This is a genomic window from Cellulomonas biazotea, assembly GCF_004306155.1.
Taxonomy (GTDB): Bacteria; Actinomycetota; Actinomycetes; order Actinomycetales; family Cellulomonadaceae; genus Cellulomonas; species Cellulomonas biazotea.
Genome location: NZ_BIMR01000119.1, coordinates 1 through 16,136, shown reverse-complemented (window position 1 = coordinate 16,136; position 16,136 = coordinate 1). Strand labels below are relative to the sequence as shown.

Sequence of the window (16,136 nt, the reverse complement as noted above, 5' to 3'; positions counted from 1 at the left end):
CGCGCGCACCGGCGCGGACCGGCTCGCCGCCGCGCAGGACGCCGCCCGCGCGTGGGCCGACGAGCGCGCCGTGGGCATGCAGGTCGAGTTCGTCACCGTGCCCGCGCGGTCGGTGGCGCGGGCCCTGGTCAAGGTCGCGGAGGAGGCCGACGCGACCGCGCTCGTCCTCGGCTCGTCGGCCGACGGCCCGCACGGCCACGTCGTCGTCGGGTCGACCGCCGACCACCTGCTGCACTCGTCCCGCGTCCCGGTGGCCGTCGCACCGCGCGGCTACCGCGCGTCCGCCGTGCCGGGCGCCGGACCGCTCGACGTCCCCGTGCACCGGCTCACCGCCGCCTACGGCGGGTCGTCCGGCGGGCACGAGGCCGTCCGGTGGGCCGCGGCCCTGACCCGGGAGATCGACGTCCGCCTGCGGGTCGCGTCGTTCGGGGTCCGCACGCCGACGATGTACCCGCCGGAGATCGGGTTCGACGTCGAGGCCGAGGTCTCCGCGCAGTGGCGCGAGCAGATGCTCGACGCGCAGCGCGCCCTGCGGCTCGGCGACGACGTCGAGCTCGTGGCGCCCGTCGGCACGAGCTGGCCCGACGCGTTCGAGCGGATCGACTGGGAGCCCAACGAGCTGCTCATCGTCGGCTCGTCGAGCGCGGGTGCGCTGCGGGCCGTGTTCCTCGGCAGCCGTGCGACCAAGCTCGTCCGGCACTCACCCGTGCCGACGCTCGTCGTCCCGCGCGGGACGCAGCCTCTGCCCTGACCGACCGGGGGGCGACGATGACCTTGCGCCGCACGACCCTGCTGGTCGTCGGGCTGGTGGTCGGGCTGGTCGCTGCCGCCGGGTGCACGGGCGGGGCGACCGACGCGCCGACCGTGGGTCCGAGCACCGCTGTGGCGGGTGAGCAGGTCGACGTCGTCGGGCTGTGGAGCGGCCCGGAGCGCGACGCGTTCGCGACGGTCACCTCGGCGTGGGAGCAGGACACGGGCGCGGTCGTCTCCTGGCAGGGCTCGCAGGACGTCGCGCGCGACCTGGCGACCCGGATCGACGCGGGCGACCCGCCCGACGTCGCGGTCCTGCCGAACCCGGGTCTGCTGCGCGAGCTCGCCGCACAGGGCGCGCTCGTGCCCCTCGACGAGGTGCTCGACGCCGACCAGGTCGCCCGCGACTACCCGCCGGCCTGGCTCGACCTCGGCACCGTCGACGGCGAGCTGTACGGGGTCGTCGTCAAGGCCACCAGCAAGGCGACGATCTGGTACGCGCCGCAGGTGCTCGACGCGACGGGCGGCACGGTCCCGGCGACCTGGGACGACCTGCTGGCCCTCGCCGACGCGACGGTCGCGGACGGCCGCACGCCGTTCTCGCTCGTCGCGCCGCGCGGTCCGGGCAGCGGCTGGGCGCTCACCGACGTGGTCGCGCAGCTCGTGCTCGGCGCGTGCGGCCCCGATGTGTACGACCGGTGGGTGGCCGCCGAGATCCCTTGGACCGACCCGTGCGTGCGGGACGCGTTCGTCCGCTTCCTGGCCCTGGCCCGCACGCCCGGGTACGTCCTCGGCGGCGTCGACGGCATCCTCACGACGAGCGACGCCGAGGGCGTCGTCCCCGTCTACACCGACCCGCAGGCCGCGTCCCTCTACCCGATGGCGTCGTTCGCCGAGGGGTTCGTCACCGCCGCGTTCCCGGACCTGGAGCCCGGCGTCGGCTACGGCTTCTTCCCGTTCCCGCCGGTCGACCCGGCCCTCGCGGGCGCGACCACCGTCGGCGGCGACCTCGTCGTCGTGCTCGACGACACACCCGCCGCCCGGTCGTTCGTCACGTTCCTCGTCGGCGCGCCCGCCCAGGGGGCGTGGGTCGGGCTCGGCGGCTACACGTCCGTCAACCGGCAGGTCCCGCCCGACGCCTACGGCGACCCGGTCTCCCGCGCGCTGGCCGAGGACCTCATGGGCGCCGACGTCGTCCGCTTCGGCGCGGGCGACCTCATGCCCGCCGCAGTCCAACCAGCCTGGTGGGAGGGCATGCGCGCGCTCGTCCAGGACCCGTCGGGCCTCGACGCGCTGCTCGCCGCGCTGACGGCGACTGCCGCCGCAGCCCGCTGACCCACAGCTCCTGCTCCGACCGCCCGACCGCGCAACGCCCGGACCGGCGCCATCACCCGGACACCGTCGCGCTTCGTCACACCCCGTGCTGCCGCACCGGCGACGTCACCTCGCGAGCGACCGGACCGTCTCGATCGTGTCGGCCTCGGCGGCCGTCTTGTCGTCGCGGTAGCGCAGGACGCGCGCGAACCGCAGTGCCAGCCCGCCCGGGTACCGGGTCGAGCGCTGCAGGCCGTCGAACGCGATCTCGACGACCTGCTCGGGTCGCAGGCGGACGACGTACCCGTCGGTCGGGCCGTCGGCCAGCGCGGTGAAGCGTTCGGTCTGCCAGCGCAGCATCTCGTCGGTCATGCCCTTGAACGTCTTGCCGAGCATGACGAAGCCGCCCTGCCCGTCGCGCGCCCCGAGGTGGATGTTCGACAACAACCCGCTGCGCCTCCCCGACCCGCGCTCGACGGCCAGGACGACGAGGTCGAGGGTGTGCCGTGGCTTGACCTTGACCCACGCCGCCCCGCGCCGACCGGCCTCGTAGGGCGCGCCGAGGGCCTTGACGACGACGCCCTCCTGCCCGGCGGCGACGACGCGCGCGAACCAGTCCCGTGCGGCGGCGGGGTCGTCGGTGACGAGCCGGCCGACGGCTGCGGGGCCGACGACGGCGTCGAGGGCGGCGAGGCGCTCGGCGAGGGGCGCGTCGAGCAGGTCGTGTCCGTCGACGTGCAGGCAGTCGAAGAAGAACGGGGTCAGCCGGACGGTGCCGGCGACGTCGGTGTCGCGGGTCGCGGTGCGCGCGGCGGTGTCCTGGAAGGGGACGGGGCGTCCGGCGCCGTCGACGACGAGCGCCTCGCCGTCGAGGACGAGGGTGCGTGCGGGCAGCGCGCGGACGGCGTCGACGATCTCGGGCACGCGGGCGGTGAGGTCGTCGAGGCTGCGGGTGTAGACGCGCACGTCGTCGTCGCTCCGGTGCACCTGGATGCGGATGCCGTCGAGCTTGGTGTCGACGACGACGGGCCCGGGGCCGAGGGACGCGACGGCGGCGTCGACGTCGGGGGCGGACTGGGCGAGCATCGGGCGCACGGGCCGCCCGACCGTGAGCGTGAACGCGCCGAGCGCCGCGAGGGCGGCGTCGGCGTCAGCGGCGCCGAGCGCGGCGACGGCGACGGGCTCGGTGGCACCGGCGAGCATCGCGGCGCGGCGCACGGCGTCGGCGGGGACGGACGCGGCCTCCGCGACGGCGTCGAGCAGCAGCGCGTCGAGCGCGCCCTGCCGCAGCTCGCCGGAGACGAGCCCGCGCAGCAGTGCCTGCTCGTCGGCGGTCGCGGCGGCGAACAGGTCGGCCGCGAGGCGGGTGCGAGCCGTGGACGAGCCCGGCCCTTCGAGGGCGGCCATCTGCGCGAACACGGCGTCGACGTCCAGGACGGTGAGCGTCGGGACGTCGGCGGGCCCGGGCAGGGACGCGAGCGACCGCCAGCCGAGGCCCGTGCGCCGCTGGCGCAGCTCGCCGCCGAGGTAGCGGGCGACGACGGGGACGTCGGCCGGGTCGGCGCGACGCAGGACGTCGACGAGCAGGGCGCGCTTGGCGAGCCGGGAGCGGGTCGCGGCGACGGCGGTGGACGTCGCGGCCACGTCGGCGAGCAGCATGGCGGCATCCTGCCGCGCACCACCCACGTCGGCACCCGGGCGCCGGGCGGGCCGGCGTCCGGGAGGGGCTACAGGGCGACGGCGGGCATCCGGAGCCGCGGCTCGTGCGACCGGAGCTCGTGCAGCGCGTCGAGCAGCAGGCGGTTGAACGCGACGGGGGCGTGCGAGTTCACGTCGTGGCCCGCGCGCGGCACGACCCGCAGGCGGGTCGCAGGGCGTGCGGTGAGGTAGCGGCGCTCGTCGAGTCGCAGCGGGTCGCGGCGGCCGTTGACGACCCAGACGGGCAGCTGCACGCGGCGCAGGTCGTCAATCGGTGAGTATCCGGCGAGCGCCGCGAGCATGTCCGTGACCACGTGCCACGTGCCGCCGCCGAGCCGCAGCGCGCGGGTCACGGCGGTCGACGCGTGCCGGTAGGCGTGCAGCGGCTTGCCCTTGATCTGCGTCGAGCAGCCCGCCAGGACGACGCCCGCGAGCTTGTGCTCGTGCCGGCGTGCGTAGGCGAGGCTCGCGTAGCCCCCGAGCGACAGGCCGACGAGGAGCGGCGCGACCGCGAAGGAGGCCACGGCGTCGTCGATCGCGCGGATCGCGCCCTCGAGCGTGAAGCGCTCGTGCGCGCGCGTGCCGTGGCCGGGCAGGTCGAGCGCCAGCACGGGGTGTCCGGACCGGGTGAGCGCGTCGAGCTGGTGCTGCCAGATCGCGGACGACGTGCGGGTCCCGTGGACGAAGACGATGGGGCGGATGGGGGGCTCCTCGGCAGGGGGTCTGCGGGCGAGAGTAGCCGGTGTTCCTGGGAGTCCCAGCAGGCGCTTTCCCAGGTTCGGTGGACCCGCTGGTCAGACGTCCGGGGCGCACTCCCCGCGGCCGAGCTCCGCCAGCCCGGCGCGGTCGCCGGCCGCGAACGCGGTGACGGCGAGGTTCGTGCTGGGGTACATCAGCTGGGTGGGGTCGTCGACGTGCCCGAGCCCGACGACGTGCGCGAGCTCGTGCGTGACGACGCCGATCGCGACGGCCGTGCCGTTGGGGCTCGCGACGAGCTCGGTGATCTCGGCGGTGTCGAGCGTGACCTCGCCCGTCACGTAGACGGACCGCCCGTCGACGGTCACGGACGCCGAGCCGCCCGTGCCGGCGACGTCGCCCGCGAGCCCGGGCGTCTCGGTCTCGTTCGACCAGGTGAACAGCACGGGGGCCCACCGCCGGCCGTAGAGGTCGGGCTGGAACGCCTCCCGGTCCGGGCTCGGCCCCTCGGTGGTGGCGCCGTCGTCGACGAACTGCAGGCCGGTCGCGTGCGCCACGCGCTCGATCGCGGTCCGGATGAGCAGCTCGCCCTCCGGCGGCGCACCGTCGGGCCGGACGACGTAGTGCAGCGGCCGGCACGGGCTGTAGGTCACCGGGCCGACGCCGTCGGGCTGCAGGGCGCTGAACGCGTGCTCGCCGGTGTCGAGGGCGGACTCGGGCGGGGGAGCGCCGAGCGGCGCGCCCGTCTCCTCGAGGCCCGCGGGCGGTGCGAGCCGGGCGACCTCGTCGTTGACCCACCACGCCGCGCCGCTCACCAGGAGTGCGGCGACGAGCAGCCCGGTCGTGAACGCCGGGCGGCGGGCGTCCCGGCGCGGGGGGGCGAAGCGCACGACGTCCTGCGGGGCGAGACCGGCGGGCGGGGTGGTGCCGACGGCGGAGCCGACCCATGCCGGGACGCCGGACGGGGCCGGGCCGCCGGACGGGACCGGGCCGCCGGACCACGTCGCGTCGGGAGCGGGGTTCGCGGGGACGTCCGGGGTGCCGGGCGTGGGCGCCGTCGACGCGGGCAGCCACACGGCGGGCCGTGCCGGCCCCGTGTCGCGTCCGGTCACGTCCCGTCCTCCTCGCGGTCACCGGCGGGACGCGTCGGTGACGTCCGGGCCGGTCCGCCGAGGATCGCACACGGCGCCCCGGACGCCCGCACGCCGGTCCGGCGCGTCACCCGGTCCGCGCAACGGCGGCCGGCGCACGCCACGGATCCTGACAGGAGCACCGTCACCGGCCCCACCGCCGCGCGAGCGCCGCGAGCTGCCCGACGTACCCGCCGCCGAACAGCAGCGCGTGCACGGCGACCGGGTGCACCTGGGGCAGCCCGGCCCGTCCGGCGAGCCCGGCCCGCAGCGGGTGCACCTCGGCGTAGCCCGCCATGACGTCGTCGAGGTGCCGCAGCCCGAACAGCGCGAGCATCGCGAGATCCGTCTCCCGGTGCCCGCCGTGCGCGGCGGGGTCGACGAGCGTCGCGCCGTCGGCCGTCCAGACGACGTTCCCGCTCCAGAGGTCGCCGTGCAGGCGCGCGGGCCGGTCGTCGTCGTCGAGGTCGCCCGACGCCAGCCGTGCCGCCAGGCGTCCCAGGTCGCGCGCGACTGCGTCGTCCACGACACCCGCGTCGACGAGCGCCCGGGCCAGGGGCTCGACGCGGCACTCCGCCTGGAACTCGCCCCACCGCGCGAACCGGCCCGCCGGCAGCGGCAGCGGGGCGTCGAGCGGCCCGACGAACCCGTCGGCGTCCCAGCCGGGCGCCGGGCTGCCGAACGCGGGCGCCCCGGCGTCGTGCGTCCGTGCCAGCCCGCGGCCGAACGCGCGGGCCGCGGCGCGGGTCGGTGCGACCGGGACCAGCCGTCGCAGCGTGAGGCCCGCCTCGTCGACGGCGAGCACGTCGACGACGGGTGCGCCGCCCGCGTCGCGCAGCCAGCGCAGGCCCGCAGCCTCGCACCGGAAGAAGCCCGCGGGTGCGTCGGACCGCTCCTTGCGGAACACCGCCGCCGCCGTCGCCGGACCACCCGTGCCGTGCACCGCCACCTCCTCGGTCGTCCCCACCCTGGCGCAGCCGGGCCGACGCCGCACCCCGCCCCGCGACCCGCCGGCGTGGCTCCTGGCGGCCGCACGACGACGCCTCTTCGCCCGCCCTCGCCGCGCCGCGCGGCGTCCAGCCCGCGAGACTGGCGGCAGCGCCGGGCGCCAGGGCCGGGCACGACCGGAAGGACGGACAGGCATGCGCGTCGGTGTCCCGCGCGAGGTCAAGAACCGCGAGTACCGCGTCTCGCTGACGCCCGCGGGTGCCCACCAGCTCGTCCGGTCCGGTCACGACGTCCTCGTCGAGTCCGGTGCCGGCGCAGGGTCGGCCATCCCGGACGACGAGTACCGGGCCGCCGGCGCGACCGTGGTGCCCGACGCGGAGCGCGTCTGGGGCGAGGCCGAGCTCGTCTGCAAGGTCAAGGAGCCCGTCGAGCAGGAGTACGGGCTGCTGCGCGACGGTCTGGTCCTGTTCACGTACCTGCACCTCGCCGCCGACCGCCCCGCGACGGACGCGCTGCTCGCCGCCGGGACCACCGCGATCGCCTACGAGACCGTCCAGCTCCCCGACGGGTCCCTGCCGCTGCTCGCCCCGATGTCCGAGGTCGCGGGCCGGCTCGCGACGCAGGTCGGGGCCTACCACCTGATGAAGAACGAGGGCGGGCGCGGGCTGCTCCTCGGCGGCGTCCCCGGTGTCGACGCCGCGAAGGTCGTCATCCTCGGTGCCGGGGTCGTCGGGCAGCACGCGGCCGAGATCGCCGTGGGCATGCGCGCCGACGTCACGGTGCTCGACCTCGCGATGGCCCGCCTGCGCGACGTCGACGCCGCGTTCGGCGGGCGGGTCCGCACGCTCGCGTCGTCCACGTGGACGCTCGAGCGCGAGGTCCTCGAGGCCGACCTCGTCGTCGGTGCCGTGCTCGTCCCCGGCGCCCGCGCGCCGCGCCTGGTCACGGACCACCTGGTCGCCGGGATGCGGCCCGGCTCGGTGCTCGTCGACGTCGCCGTCGACCAGGGCGGCTGCTTCGAGAGCACGCGCCCGACGACCCACGACGCCCCGACGTTCCGGGTGCACGACGCGGTCTTCTACTGCGTCGCGAACATGCCCGGCGCGGTCCCCGTGACGTCCACGCGGGCGCTGACGAACGTCACGCTGCCGTACGTCACGGCGATCGCGGACCGCGGGTGGCGTGCCGCGGTCGCCGCCGACCCGGCGCTCGCTGGCGGTCTGACGACCCACGGTGGCGCGCTGCTCAACGCGGCCGTCGCGCAGGCCCACGGCTACCCGCTGACCGGCCTCGACGGCGTCGTCCCCGCGCACGCCTGAGCCCCTCCCGAGCCCCTACGGTCGGGGGATGCGCAGCGCACTGGTCGTCGGCGGCACGGGTCAGGTCGGGCGGGCCGTGGTGCCCGCCCTCGTCGCGGACAGGTGGGACGTCCGCGTCCTGTCGCGCGGCTCACGGCACGACGACCGGACGGTCGAGGAGTGGGGTGCGCGGACGGTCGTGGGGGACCGGCACGACCCGGACGTCCTCGACCGGGCGCTGCGGGGCGGGGTCGACGTCGTCGTGGACGTCGTCGGCTTCGACGACCGCGACGCCGCCGCGCTGCTCGACCGCCGCGCGCAGATCGGGTCGGCCGTCGTCGTCTCCAGCGCGGCCGTGTACGTGGACGACGCGGGCGACGGGTTCGAGTCGGAGCGGTTCGGGACCTTCCCGGTGCCGCTGGACGAGGACGCGCCGACCGTCGACGGCGGGCGCGGCTCGTACGCCACCGGGAAGGTCGCCCTGGAGCGCGCGTGGCTCGGGTCGGACGTCCCGACGACCGCGCTGCGCGCCGCCGCGATCCACGGCCCGGGATGCGTCCAGCCGCGCGAGTGGACGTTCGTCAAGCGGGTCCTCGACGGCCGCGACGTGCGCGTCCTCGCGTTCGACGGCGCGAGCCGGTTCCAGACGGTCGCGACCGCGGTGCTGGCCGAGCTCGTCCGGCTCGCGGCCGCCCGGCCCGGCGACCGCGTGCTCAACGCGGGTGACCCCGACGCCCCGACGGTCGCCGAGATCGGCGAGGTCGTCGACGCGACCCTCGGCGCGCGCACGCGCACGGTGACGTTCGACGGCCCGCCGCGCGACGGCCTGGGCCTGACGCCGTGGGCGGTCCCGCACCCGCTGGTCCTGTCGATGGACCGCGCGGCCCGCCAGCTCGGTTACGTCGCCCCCGGCCCGTACGCGACGACGGCCCCCGCCGCGGTCCGCTGGCTCGTCGAGGAGTCGCGGCGCCGCGACTGGCGCGAGGCGTTCCCGGGCTTCGTCCGGATGGAGGCGATGGGCGACTTCTTCGACTACGCCGCCGAGGACGCCTTCCTCGCCGGTCGGCCCGTCGGACCGAGCGACGCCGACCGGCGTCCGGAATGATGACCGCCATGACCCACGACCTCGACGCGTCCAACCCCTTCGCGTCGCCCTCGACGCTGCCCTACGGCCTGCCCGACTACACCCGCATCCGCGAGGAGCACTACCGCCCGGCGCTGCTCGCCGGCATGGCGGAGCACCGCGCGCAGGTCGAGGCCGTCGCGGCCGACCCGGCCGAGCCGACCGTCGAGAACACCCTCGTCGCGCTCGAACGCGCCGGGCGCCTGCTGCACCGCGTCGCCGTGGCGTTCTACAACCAGGCCGGCAGCGACTCGACGCCCGGCCTCGACGCGGTCGAGGAGGAGGTCGCGCCGCTGCTCGCCGCGCACCGCGACGCGATCTACCTCGACGCCCGGCTGTTCGCCCGCGTGCAGGCGCTCGTCGACCAGGTCGACGCGGGCACGCTCGACCTGCCCGACGACGCCGCGTGGCTGCTGCACCGCACGCACACCGCGTTCGTCCGCTCCGGCGTGCGCCTCGACGACGCCGCCCAGGAGCGCCTGCGCGACCTGAACGCGCAGATCAGCGCCCTCGACACCGCGTTCGGCCGCCACCTGCTCGCGGCGACCAACGAGGCCGCCGTGCTCGTCACCGACGAGGACGAGCTCGACGGCCTGCCCGCGGACGCCCGGGCGGCGGCCGCGCTCGCGGCGACCCAGCGCGGGCACGACGGGGCGTGGCTCCTCGAGCTCCAGCTCCCGACGCAGCAGCCCGCCCTCGCGGTGCTGCGCGACCGCGGGCTGCGCGAACGCGTGTTCCGCGCGTCGGTCACGCGCGGCGCGACGGGCGGCGAGCACGACACCCGTGCGTCGCTCCTCGGCCTGGCCCGCCTGCGGGCGGAGCGCGCGCAGCTACTCGGGTTCGAGCACCACGCCGACTACGTCGCGCAGGACGCCACGGCCGGCTCGGCGGACGCCGTCGCGGAGCTGCTCGGGCGGCTCGCGCCCGTCGCCGTGGCGAACGCGCGCGAGGAGGCGACCGCCCTGCAGGAGGCCCTCGAGCGCGACGTCCCCGGCGCGACCCTGGAGCCGTGGGACTGGGCGTACTACGCCGAGCAGGTCCGCCAGGAGCGGCGCTCGCTCGACGACGCGCGCCTGCGGCCCTACCTCGACCTCGAGCGGGTCCTGGCCGACGGCGTGTTCCGTGCCGCGACGGCCCTGTACGGCCTGACGTTCGCCGAGCGGCACGACCTCGTCGGCTACCACCCCGACGTGCGCGTCTTCGAGGTGTTCGACGCCGACGGGTCCGGCCTGGGCCTGTTCCTCGCCGACTACTGGACGCGCGAGTCCAAGCGCGGCGGGGCGTGGATGAACAACCTCGTCGACCAGTCGACGCTGCTCGCCGAGCCTCCGGTCGTCGTCAACAACCTCAACGTCCCGAAGCCCCCGCCGGGCGAGCCCACGCTGCTGACCTGGGACGACGTCATCACGACGTTCCACGAGTTCGGGCACGCGCTGCACGGCCTGCTGTCCGCGGTGCGTTTCCCGTCGCAGTCCGGCACCGAGGTGCCGCGGGACTTCGTCGAGTACCCGTCGCAGGTCAACGAGATGTGGGCGTGGGACCCGCAGGTCCTCGCGTCGTACGCGGTGCACCACGAGACCGGCGAGCCGATGCCCGCCGAGTGGGTCGAGACGCTGCTCGCGGCCCGCCAGGACGGCGAGGGCTTCGCGACGACCGAGTACCTGGCCGCGGCGCTGCTCGACCAGGCCTGGTACCGGCTCGCGCCGTCGCAGGTCCCGACGGACGTCGACCAGGTCGAGGCGTTCGAGACCGCCGCGCTGGAGGCCGCCGGTGTGCTCTACGCCCCGGTGCCGCCGCGCTACCGCACGACCTACTTCAACCACGTCTTCGCCAGCGGGTACAGCGCGGGGTACTACTCCTACATCTGGTCGGAGGTCCTCGACGCCGACACCGTCGAGTGGTTCCGCGAGAACGGCGGGCTGCGCCGCGAGAACGGCGACACGTTCCGCGCCCGGCTGCTGTCCCGCGGCGGCTCGATCGACCCGCTGCAGGCGTTCCGCGACCTGCGCGGGCGCGACGCGGACATCAGCCCGCTGCTCGCCCGGCGCGGCCTGCTCGCCGCGGTGTCCGACCGGTGAGCAGGCCGGGCACCCCCGGCTGAGCGTCCGGCGGGGCCGGGTACGGTGGTCGGCATGCCCGACTTCCCTCCCGGTCCCGCCCGCACGTCCTCGGTCCCCGCCCAGGTGGGGGGCCCGGTCGCGCCCGTGGCGCAGGACGAGGTCGTGCAGATCTGCCGCGACCTCATCCGGTTCGACACGTCGAACTACGGCGACGGGTCCGGGCCGGGGGAGCGGGTCGCCGCCGAGCACGTCATGGGCCTGCTCACCGAGGTCGGCCTGGACCCCGAGCTGTTCGAGAGCGCGCCCGGCCGCGCGAACGTCGTCGTCCGGCTGGAGGGCGAGGACGCGAGCCGCCCCGCGCTCGTCCTGCACGGCCACCTCGACGTCGTCCCCGCCCGCGCCGACGACTGGACCGTCGACCCGTTCGAGGCCGTCGAGGCGGACGGCCTCGTGTGGGGCCGCGGCGCCGTCGACATGAAGGACATGGACGCGATGATCCTCGCGGTCGTGCGGCAGATGGCCCGCGAGGGCCGCCGCCCCGCCCGTGACGTCGTCGTCGCGATGTTCGCCGACGAGGAGGCGGGCGGCACGTACGGCGCCCGCTGGGCCGTCGACCACCGCCCCGAGCTGTTCGAGGGCGCGACCGAGGCCGTGAGCGAGGTCGGCGGGTTCTCCGTCGACGTCGACGGCCGCCGCGCCTACCTGCTGCAGACCGCCGAGAAGGGCCTGTCGTGGCTGCGGCTCGTCGCCGACGGCCGCGCCGGGCACGGCAGCCAGGTCAACGCCGACAACGCCGTCACCCACCTCGCCGAGGCGGTCGCCCGGATCGGCCGCCACCCGTGGCCGCTGCAGCCCACCCCGACCGTGCGCGCCCTGCTCGAGGGCGTCGCGGGCCTCACCGGCCTGCCGTTCGACCCCGAGGACCCCGAGGGCGTCGACCGGCTCGTCGCCGCGCTCGGCCCCGCGTCCCGGTTCGTCGGCGCGACGCTGCGCCACACGACCAACCCGACGCAGCTCGACGCCGGCTACAAGGCCAACGTCATCCCCGGCCGCGCCGAGGCCACGATCGACGGCCGGTTCCTGCCGGGCCTCGAGGACGAGTTCGTCGCGACCGTGACCGCGCTCGCGGGCGAGCACGTGCAGATCGAGCGGATCCACCACGACGTCGCGCTCGAGACCGCGTTCTCCGGCGACCTCGTCGACGCGATGGTCGACTCGCTCCTCGCCGAGGACCCGGGCGCCACCGTCCTGCCCTACACGCTCTCGGGCGGGACCGACAACAAGTCGCTGTCGCGCCTGGGCATCACCGGCTACGGCTTCGCGCCGCTGCGGCTGCCCGCCGACCTGGACTTCTCGGGGATGTTCCACGGCGTGGACGAGCGCGTGCCCGTCGACGCCCTGCGGTTCGGCACGCGCGTGCTGGACCGCCTGCTGCGCACCTGCTGACGAGGTCGCCCGTCGCCGGTCCGTCGCGCGCGGCCGGAGCCGGGCGGCTCAGTCCGCGTCGACCTCGGCGAGGGTGCTGCGCACCCGGATGACCTTGCGCCGCAACCACACCCGGCGCTCGCCGCCCGCGTAGAGGACGGTCCGGGCGAGCTCCCACCGGCCGTACTCAGCCTGGTCGGTGAGCAGCCGTCGGGCGTCGTTGCGACTCGTCGACGGCGGCAGGCTGAGCACCCGGTACTCGTACTGGCCGCCCTGGGCGACCCATGCGTCACGCTTCTTCCCGGTCCACCCGAGTGCCATCCGCCACCTCGTCCCGCACGTCCGCTGCCTGCACCGACCCACCCGCTCGCCGGCCTGCCGACCGACGTGATGACCGACTGCCGACCGGCTGCTGACCGGCTGCCGACCGGCTGGGTGCCGATCGACCCTACGCGCTGCCATTGTGCCGCGCGCGGCGCTACGGTCGTCGCATGACCGTCGACCCGCGTGCCGCGCTGGACCGCCTGATCGCAGCCCTCGAGGCCCACTACAACGCCGTCGTCGCCCGCAAGGGCGAGGACGACCCGGCGGTCGACGACGCGTACGACGTGCTCGCCGACGCGTTCGAGGTGTACGACGACGCCCTCGGCACCGTGCACGGTGAGGCGACCCCGTTCTACCTCGCGGAGGAGGACGACGACGAGGACGACGACGAGGACTGGGCCGGCGAGGACGAGGACGACGACGAGTACGACGCCGACGACCTCGCCGACGAGCCGACGGGTCTCGGCACCCGCTGACGGCGTCCCGCCCGCGCGCGCCGTCGCCGGGCGGACGTCCGGGGCGCCGGCCTCCCCGGCGCGGGCGCCCTCGGCGCTCAGAACCGCTCGGGGTACCCCACGACCGGTGCGCTGACCTCGTCGAGGGCTCGTCGCAGCTCCTCGGGCAGCTCCAGGTCGTGCGCCGCGAGCGAGCCCCGCAGCTGCGCCGCGGTCCGCGCGCCGACGACGCTCGAGCTGACCCCGGGGCGGCCCGCGAGCCACGCGAGGGCGACCTCGAGCGGCGTGCGCTCCAGCCCCTTCGCGGCGGTCGCGACGGCCTCGACCACGGCGGCCGCGTCGCGCGTCAGGTAGGGCTCGACGAACCCGGCGAGGTGCGGCGACGCCGCCCGCGAGTCCGCGGGGATCGTCCGGCGGTACTTGCCGGTGAGCACACCCCGGCCGAGCGGCGACCAGGCCAGCACACCCAGGCCGAGCGCGGAGGCGGCGGGCACGACCTCGCGCTCGACGCCGCGCTGCAGCAGCGAGTACTCGACCTCGACCGCGGCGAGCCCGGGGTCGCGCTCCAGGAGCGTCGCGACGCGCGCGACCTGCCAGCCCGGGTGGTTCGCGAGCCCGACGTAGCGTGCGCGGCCGCTGCTCACCGCGAGACGCAGGGCGGACGCGGTCTCGTCGAGCGGGGTGCGCGGGTCGGGGTTCTGCACGAGCCACAGGTCGACGTTGTCGGTGCGCAGCCGCCGCAGCGACGCGTCGAGCGAGTCGAGCAGCCCGCCGCGCGACGCGTCGACGACGCCCCCGGCGGAGGTGCGCCGGACCCCGGCCTTGGTGCACAGCACGACCTCGTCGCGCGCGACGACGTCGCCGATCAGCGTGCCGATGAGCTCCTCGGCGCCCCCGTCGGCGTACGACGCGGACGTGTCGAGGAGCGTCCCGCCCGCGTCCACGAAGTCGCGCAGCTGCTCCGAGGCCTCGTGCTCGTCGGTGTCGCGGCTCCACGTCATCGTGCCGAGACCGAGCCGGGAGACCCGCAGACCGGTGCGGCCGAGGTGGAGCTGTTCCATGGTGCGCAACCCTAACGTCGGGCGCGTGCCCGGACGGGGACCCGGCGCGGCTATCGTTGCGCCTCGTGGCTGACGGCATGGGTGCAGGTGAGGCGATCTTCCTCGGGCTGGTGCAGGGACTCACGGAGTTCCTGCCGGTGTCCTCGAGCGCGCACCTGCGCATCGTGGGGGACCTGCTCGGCAGCGGCGACCCCGGGGCGGCGTTCACGGCGATCACGCAGCTCGGGACCGAGACCGCGGTGCTGCTCTACTTCCGCCGCGACATCGCCCGGATCTGCACCGCGTGGTGGCAGTCCGTGCGCGGGGACCGGGGGGCCGACCTGCGCGCCCGGCTCGGCATGCCGGCGGGGGAGCGGGCCGACCACGACGCGCTCATGGCGTGGTTCATCGCGCTCGGCTCGGTGCCGATCGTCGTCCTCGGTCTGCTGTTCCAGGACACGATCGAGCACGCGTTCCGCAACCTGTGGCTCATCGTCCTCACGCTCGCGGGCTTCGCGCTCGTCCTCGGCTGGGCGGACCGCCGCGGCGCGCACCGCCGCACCCTGGACGAGCTGACGCCACGCGACGCCGTGAAGTTCGGCCTGTGGCAGGCCCTCGCGCTCATCCCCGGTGTCTCCCGTTCGGGCGGCACGATCACCGGTGGCCTGCTCATGGGCTACACCCGGGAGGCGGCGGCGCGGTACTCGTTCCTGCTCGCGATCCCCGCGGTGTTCGGGTCGGGGCTGTTCCAGCTCGCCAAGAGCGCGGGTGACTTCGGGGAGGCCGGGACGCCCGGGTTCGGCCCGACGCTGCTCGCGACGCTCGTCGCGTTCGTCGTGGGGTACCTGGTCATCATCGTGTTCCTCAAGATCGTCTCGACGTTCAGCTACACGCCGTTCGTCGTCTACCGGCTCGGCCTCGCGGCCCTCGTCGTGATCCTGCTCGCCACGGGCGTGCTGGACGCGATGCCCGCGACCGCGGCCCCCTGACGCCGCCCGGCAGCACGGCAGCACGGCTCACAGCCAGACGGCAGCACGGCTCACAGCCAGCCGGACCGCCGGAACGAGCGGTAGAGCAGGACGCACACGCCGGCCATGCCGAGCAGGACCGCCGGGTAGCCCCAGCGCCACGTGAGCTCGGGCATGTGCTGGAAGTTCATGCCGTAGATGCCGGCGACGAGCGTCGGCACCGCGGCGATCGCCGCCCACGCCGAGATCTTGCGCATGTCCTCGTTCTGCCGCACCGAGACGCGCGACAGGTGCGCGGACAGCATGTCGCCGAGCAGGGCGTCGTGGGCGTCGAGGTGCCGGTCCACGCGGTCGGCGGTCGCCTGCACGCGTCGCAGCCAGCGCTGGAGCGCCTCGCCGTCGGGCTCGTCGGCCGCCTCCGCGACGAGCTCGGGCAGCGCGGACGACACCGGGCCGAGCGCACGTCGCGCCTCCGCGACCTCGCGCTTGAGGTCGTAGATGCGCTGGACCGGGTCACCGGACTGCTGCGCGGCGAACACGGCTCCCTCCGTCGCCGCGACCGCGTCGCCGAGCTCGACCTCGACGTCCGCGGCGGTCGCGACCAGCGCGAGGAGCGTCGCGGCGAGCACCTGCCGCGCACCCTCGTCCGGCACGCGCGGCCCCGACGCCAGCCGCTCGGCGGCCCGGCCCAGGACGTCGGCCTGCCCGCTCTCGGCGGCGAGCACGACCGCGCCCTTCGCGACGACCGTCAGCGCGCCCGTCGAGACCTGCCGCGAGGCCGCGTCGAAGCACAGCGTCGCGACCGTCGCGACGAGCGCCCCGTCGGGCGTCCGCACGATCCGCGCCCGCACGGGGTGACCGGGGGCGGGCGGGTGGGCGCCCGCGCCCCCGAGCCGCAGGACCGCGA

Annotated in this window: 15 protein-coding genes; 8 read left to right on the top strand and 7 right to left on the bottom strand. The window is 76.1% G+C overall.

Annotated elements, in window-relative coordinates; all coding sequences use genetic code 11:
* The coding region (locus CBZ_RS09270; protein ID WP_130781279.1) for a universal stress protein at positions 1-751 on the top strand (751 nt) is incomplete at its 5' end.
* Between the two features lie 17 nt (positions 752-768).
* Positions 769-2,085, top strand: coding sequence for an ABC transporter substrate-binding protein (locus tag CBZ_RS09265; protein WP_130781278.1), 1,317 nt, complete (start codon positions 769-771; stop codon positions 2,083-2,085).
* Between the two features lie 105 nt (positions 2,086-2,190).
* On the opposite strand, the gene CBZ_RS09260 is transcribed toward CBZ_RS09265, so the two are convergent.
* The 4 genes from CBZ_RS09260 to CBZ_RS09245 form a co-directional block, all read right to left on the bottom strand.
* Positions 2,191-3,723 carry an ATP-dependent DNA ligase gene (locus CBZ_RS09260; protein WP_130781277.1) on the bottom strand — a complete coding sequence of 511 codons (1,533 nt, stop codon included), beginning with the start codon at positions 3,721-3,723 and terminating at the stop codon, positions 2,191-2,193.
* Positions 3,724-3,791: 68 nt separating this feature from the next.
* A complete protein-coding gene (locus CBZ_RS09255) occupies positions 3,792-4,454 on the bottom strand; it encodes an alpha/beta fold hydrolase (protein ID WP_281274867.1) in 663 nt (220 codons plus the stop codon).
* Positions 4,455-4,556: 102 nt separating this feature from the next.
* A complete protein-coding gene (locus CBZ_RS09250; protein ID WP_130781275.1) occupies positions 4,557-5,570 on the bottom strand; it encodes a matrixin family metalloprotease in 1,014 nt (337 codons plus the stop codon).
* A gap of 163 nt (positions 5,571-5,733) precedes the next feature.
* Positions 5,734-6,537: a fructosamine kinase family protein gene (locus CBZ_RS09245; RefSeq protein ID WP_373862160.1), complete on the bottom strand. Its 804-nt coding sequence runs from the start codon at positions 6,535-6,537 to the stop codon at positions 5,734-5,736.
* 193 nt (positions 6,538-6,730) lie between these two features.
* Here CBZ_RS09245 and ald point away from each other — a divergent pair, with 193 nt between their 5' ends.
* From ald to CBZ_RS09225, 4 genes are read left to right on the top strand one after another with little or no spacing between them, the layout of a single operon-like run.
* On the top strand, positions 6,731-7,855 hold the full coding sequence (gene ald, locus CBZ_RS09240; protein ID WP_130781273.1) for an alanine dehydrogenase: 1,125 nt from the start codon (positions 6,731-6,733) through the stop codon (positions 7,853-7,855).
* Positions 7,856-7,883: 28 nt separating this feature from the next.
* On the top strand, positions 7,884-8,939 hold the full coding sequence (locus tag CBZ_RS09235) for an NAD-dependent epimerase/dehydratase family protein (RefSeq protein ID WP_130781272.1): 1,056 nt from the start codon (positions 7,884-7,886) through the stop codon (positions 8,937-8,939).
* A gap of 8 nt (positions 8,940-8,947) precedes the next feature.
* Positions 8,948-11,035 (top strand): M3 family metallopeptidase, encoded by a 2,088-nt coding sequence (locus CBZ_RS09230; protein ID WP_130781271.1) that lies wholly within the window; start codon positions 8,948-8,950, stop codon positions 11,033-11,035.
* A 54-nt stretch (positions 11,036-11,089) separates the two neighbouring features.
* Positions 11,090-12,463: a M20/M25/M40 family metallo-hydrolase gene (locus tag CBZ_RS09225; protein WP_246013203.1), complete on the top strand. Its 1,374-nt coding sequence runs from the start codon at positions 11,090-11,092 to the stop codon at positions 12,461-12,463.
* A 48-nt stretch (positions 12,464-12,511) separates the two neighbouring features.
* Here CBZ_RS09225 and CBZ_RS09220 read toward each other — a convergent pair whose 3' ends face one another.
* Complete coding sequence (locus CBZ_RS09220; protein ID WP_130781270.1) at positions 12,512-12,763, bottom strand: DUF5703 family protein; 252 nt, start codon at positions 12,761-12,763, stop codon at positions 12,512-12,514.
* A 170-nt stretch (positions 12,764-12,933) separates the two neighbouring features.
* Here CBZ_RS09220 and CBZ_RS09215 point away from each other — a divergent pair, with 170 nt between their 5' ends.
* Positions 12,934-13,242 (top strand): primosomal protein, encoded by a 309-nt coding sequence (locus CBZ_RS09215; protein ID WP_130781269.1) that lies wholly within the window; start codon positions 12,934-12,936, stop codon positions 13,240-13,242.
* 77 nt (positions 13,243-13,319) lie between these two features.
* Here the strand turns inward: CBZ_RS09215 and CBZ_RS09210 are convergent, their stop codons facing one another.
* Positions 13,320-14,282 carry an aldo/keto reductase gene (locus CBZ_RS09210; RefSeq protein WP_130781268.1) on the bottom strand — a complete coding sequence of 321 codons (963 nt, stop codon included), beginning with the start codon at positions 14,280-14,282 and terminating at the stop codon, positions 13,320-13,322.
* A 77-nt stretch (positions 14,283-14,359) separates the two neighbouring features.
* Between CBZ_RS09210 and CBZ_RS09205 the strand changes: the two genes are divergently transcribed.
* Positions 14,360-15,250: an undecaprenyl-diphosphate phosphatase gene (locus CBZ_RS09205; RefSeq protein WP_130781280.1), complete on the top strand. Its 891-nt coding sequence runs from the start codon at positions 14,360-14,362 to the stop codon at positions 15,248-15,250.
* 50 nt (positions 15,251-15,300) lie between these two features.
* Here CBZ_RS09205 and CBZ_RS09200 read toward each other — a convergent pair.
* On the bottom strand, positions 15,301-16,136 hold an 836-nt coding region (locus CBZ_RS09200; protein ID WP_130781267.1), incomplete at its 5' end, for a magnesium and cobalt transport protein CorA.

What these genes read in the sequence shown, in the direction of transcription:
- CBZ_RS09205 (WP_130781280.1), top strand. Translation starts at nt 14,360, where the DNA reads ATGGGTGCAGGTGAGGCGATCTTCCTCGGGCTGGTGCAGGGACTCACG.
- CBZ_RS09215 (WP_130781269.1), top strand. Translation starts at nt 12,934, where the DNA reads ATGACCGTCGACCCGCGTGCCGCGCTGGACCGCCTGATCGCAGCCCTC.
- CBZ_RS09235 (WP_130781272.1), top strand. Translation starts at nt 7,884, where the DNA reads ATGCGCAGCGCACTGGTCGTCGGCGGCACGGGTCAGGTCGGGCGGGCC.
- CBZ_RS09220 (WP_130781270.1), bottom strand. Translation starts at nt 12,763, where the DNA reads ATGGCACTCGGGTGGACCGGGAAGAAGCGTGACGCATGGGTCGCCCAG.
- CBZ_RS09230 (WP_130781271.1), top strand. Translation starts at nt 8,948, where the DNA reads ATGACCCACGACCTCGACGCGTCCAACCCCTTCGCGTCGCCCTCGACG.
- CBZ_RS09265 (WP_130781278.1), top strand. Translation starts at nt 769, where the DNA reads ATGACCTTGCGCCGCACGACCCTGCTGGTCGTCGGGCTGGTGGTCGGG.
- CBZ_RS09210 (WP_130781268.1), bottom strand. Translation starts at nt 14,282, where the DNA reads ATGGAACAGCTCCACCTCGGCCGCACCGGTCTGCGGGTCTCCCGGCTC.
- ald (WP_130781273.1), top strand. Translation starts at nt 6,731, where the DNA reads ATGCGCGTCGGTGTCCCGCGCGAGGTCAAGAACCGCGAGTACCGCGTC.
- CBZ_RS09260 (WP_130781277.1), bottom strand. Translation starts at nt 3,723, where the DNA reads ATGCTGCTCGCCGACGTGGCCGCGACGTCCACCGCCGTCGCCGCGACC.
- CBZ_RS09225 (WP_246013203.1), top strand. Translation starts at nt 11,090, where the DNA reads ATGCCCGACTTCCCTCCCGGTCCCGCCCGCACGTCCTCGGTCCCCGCC.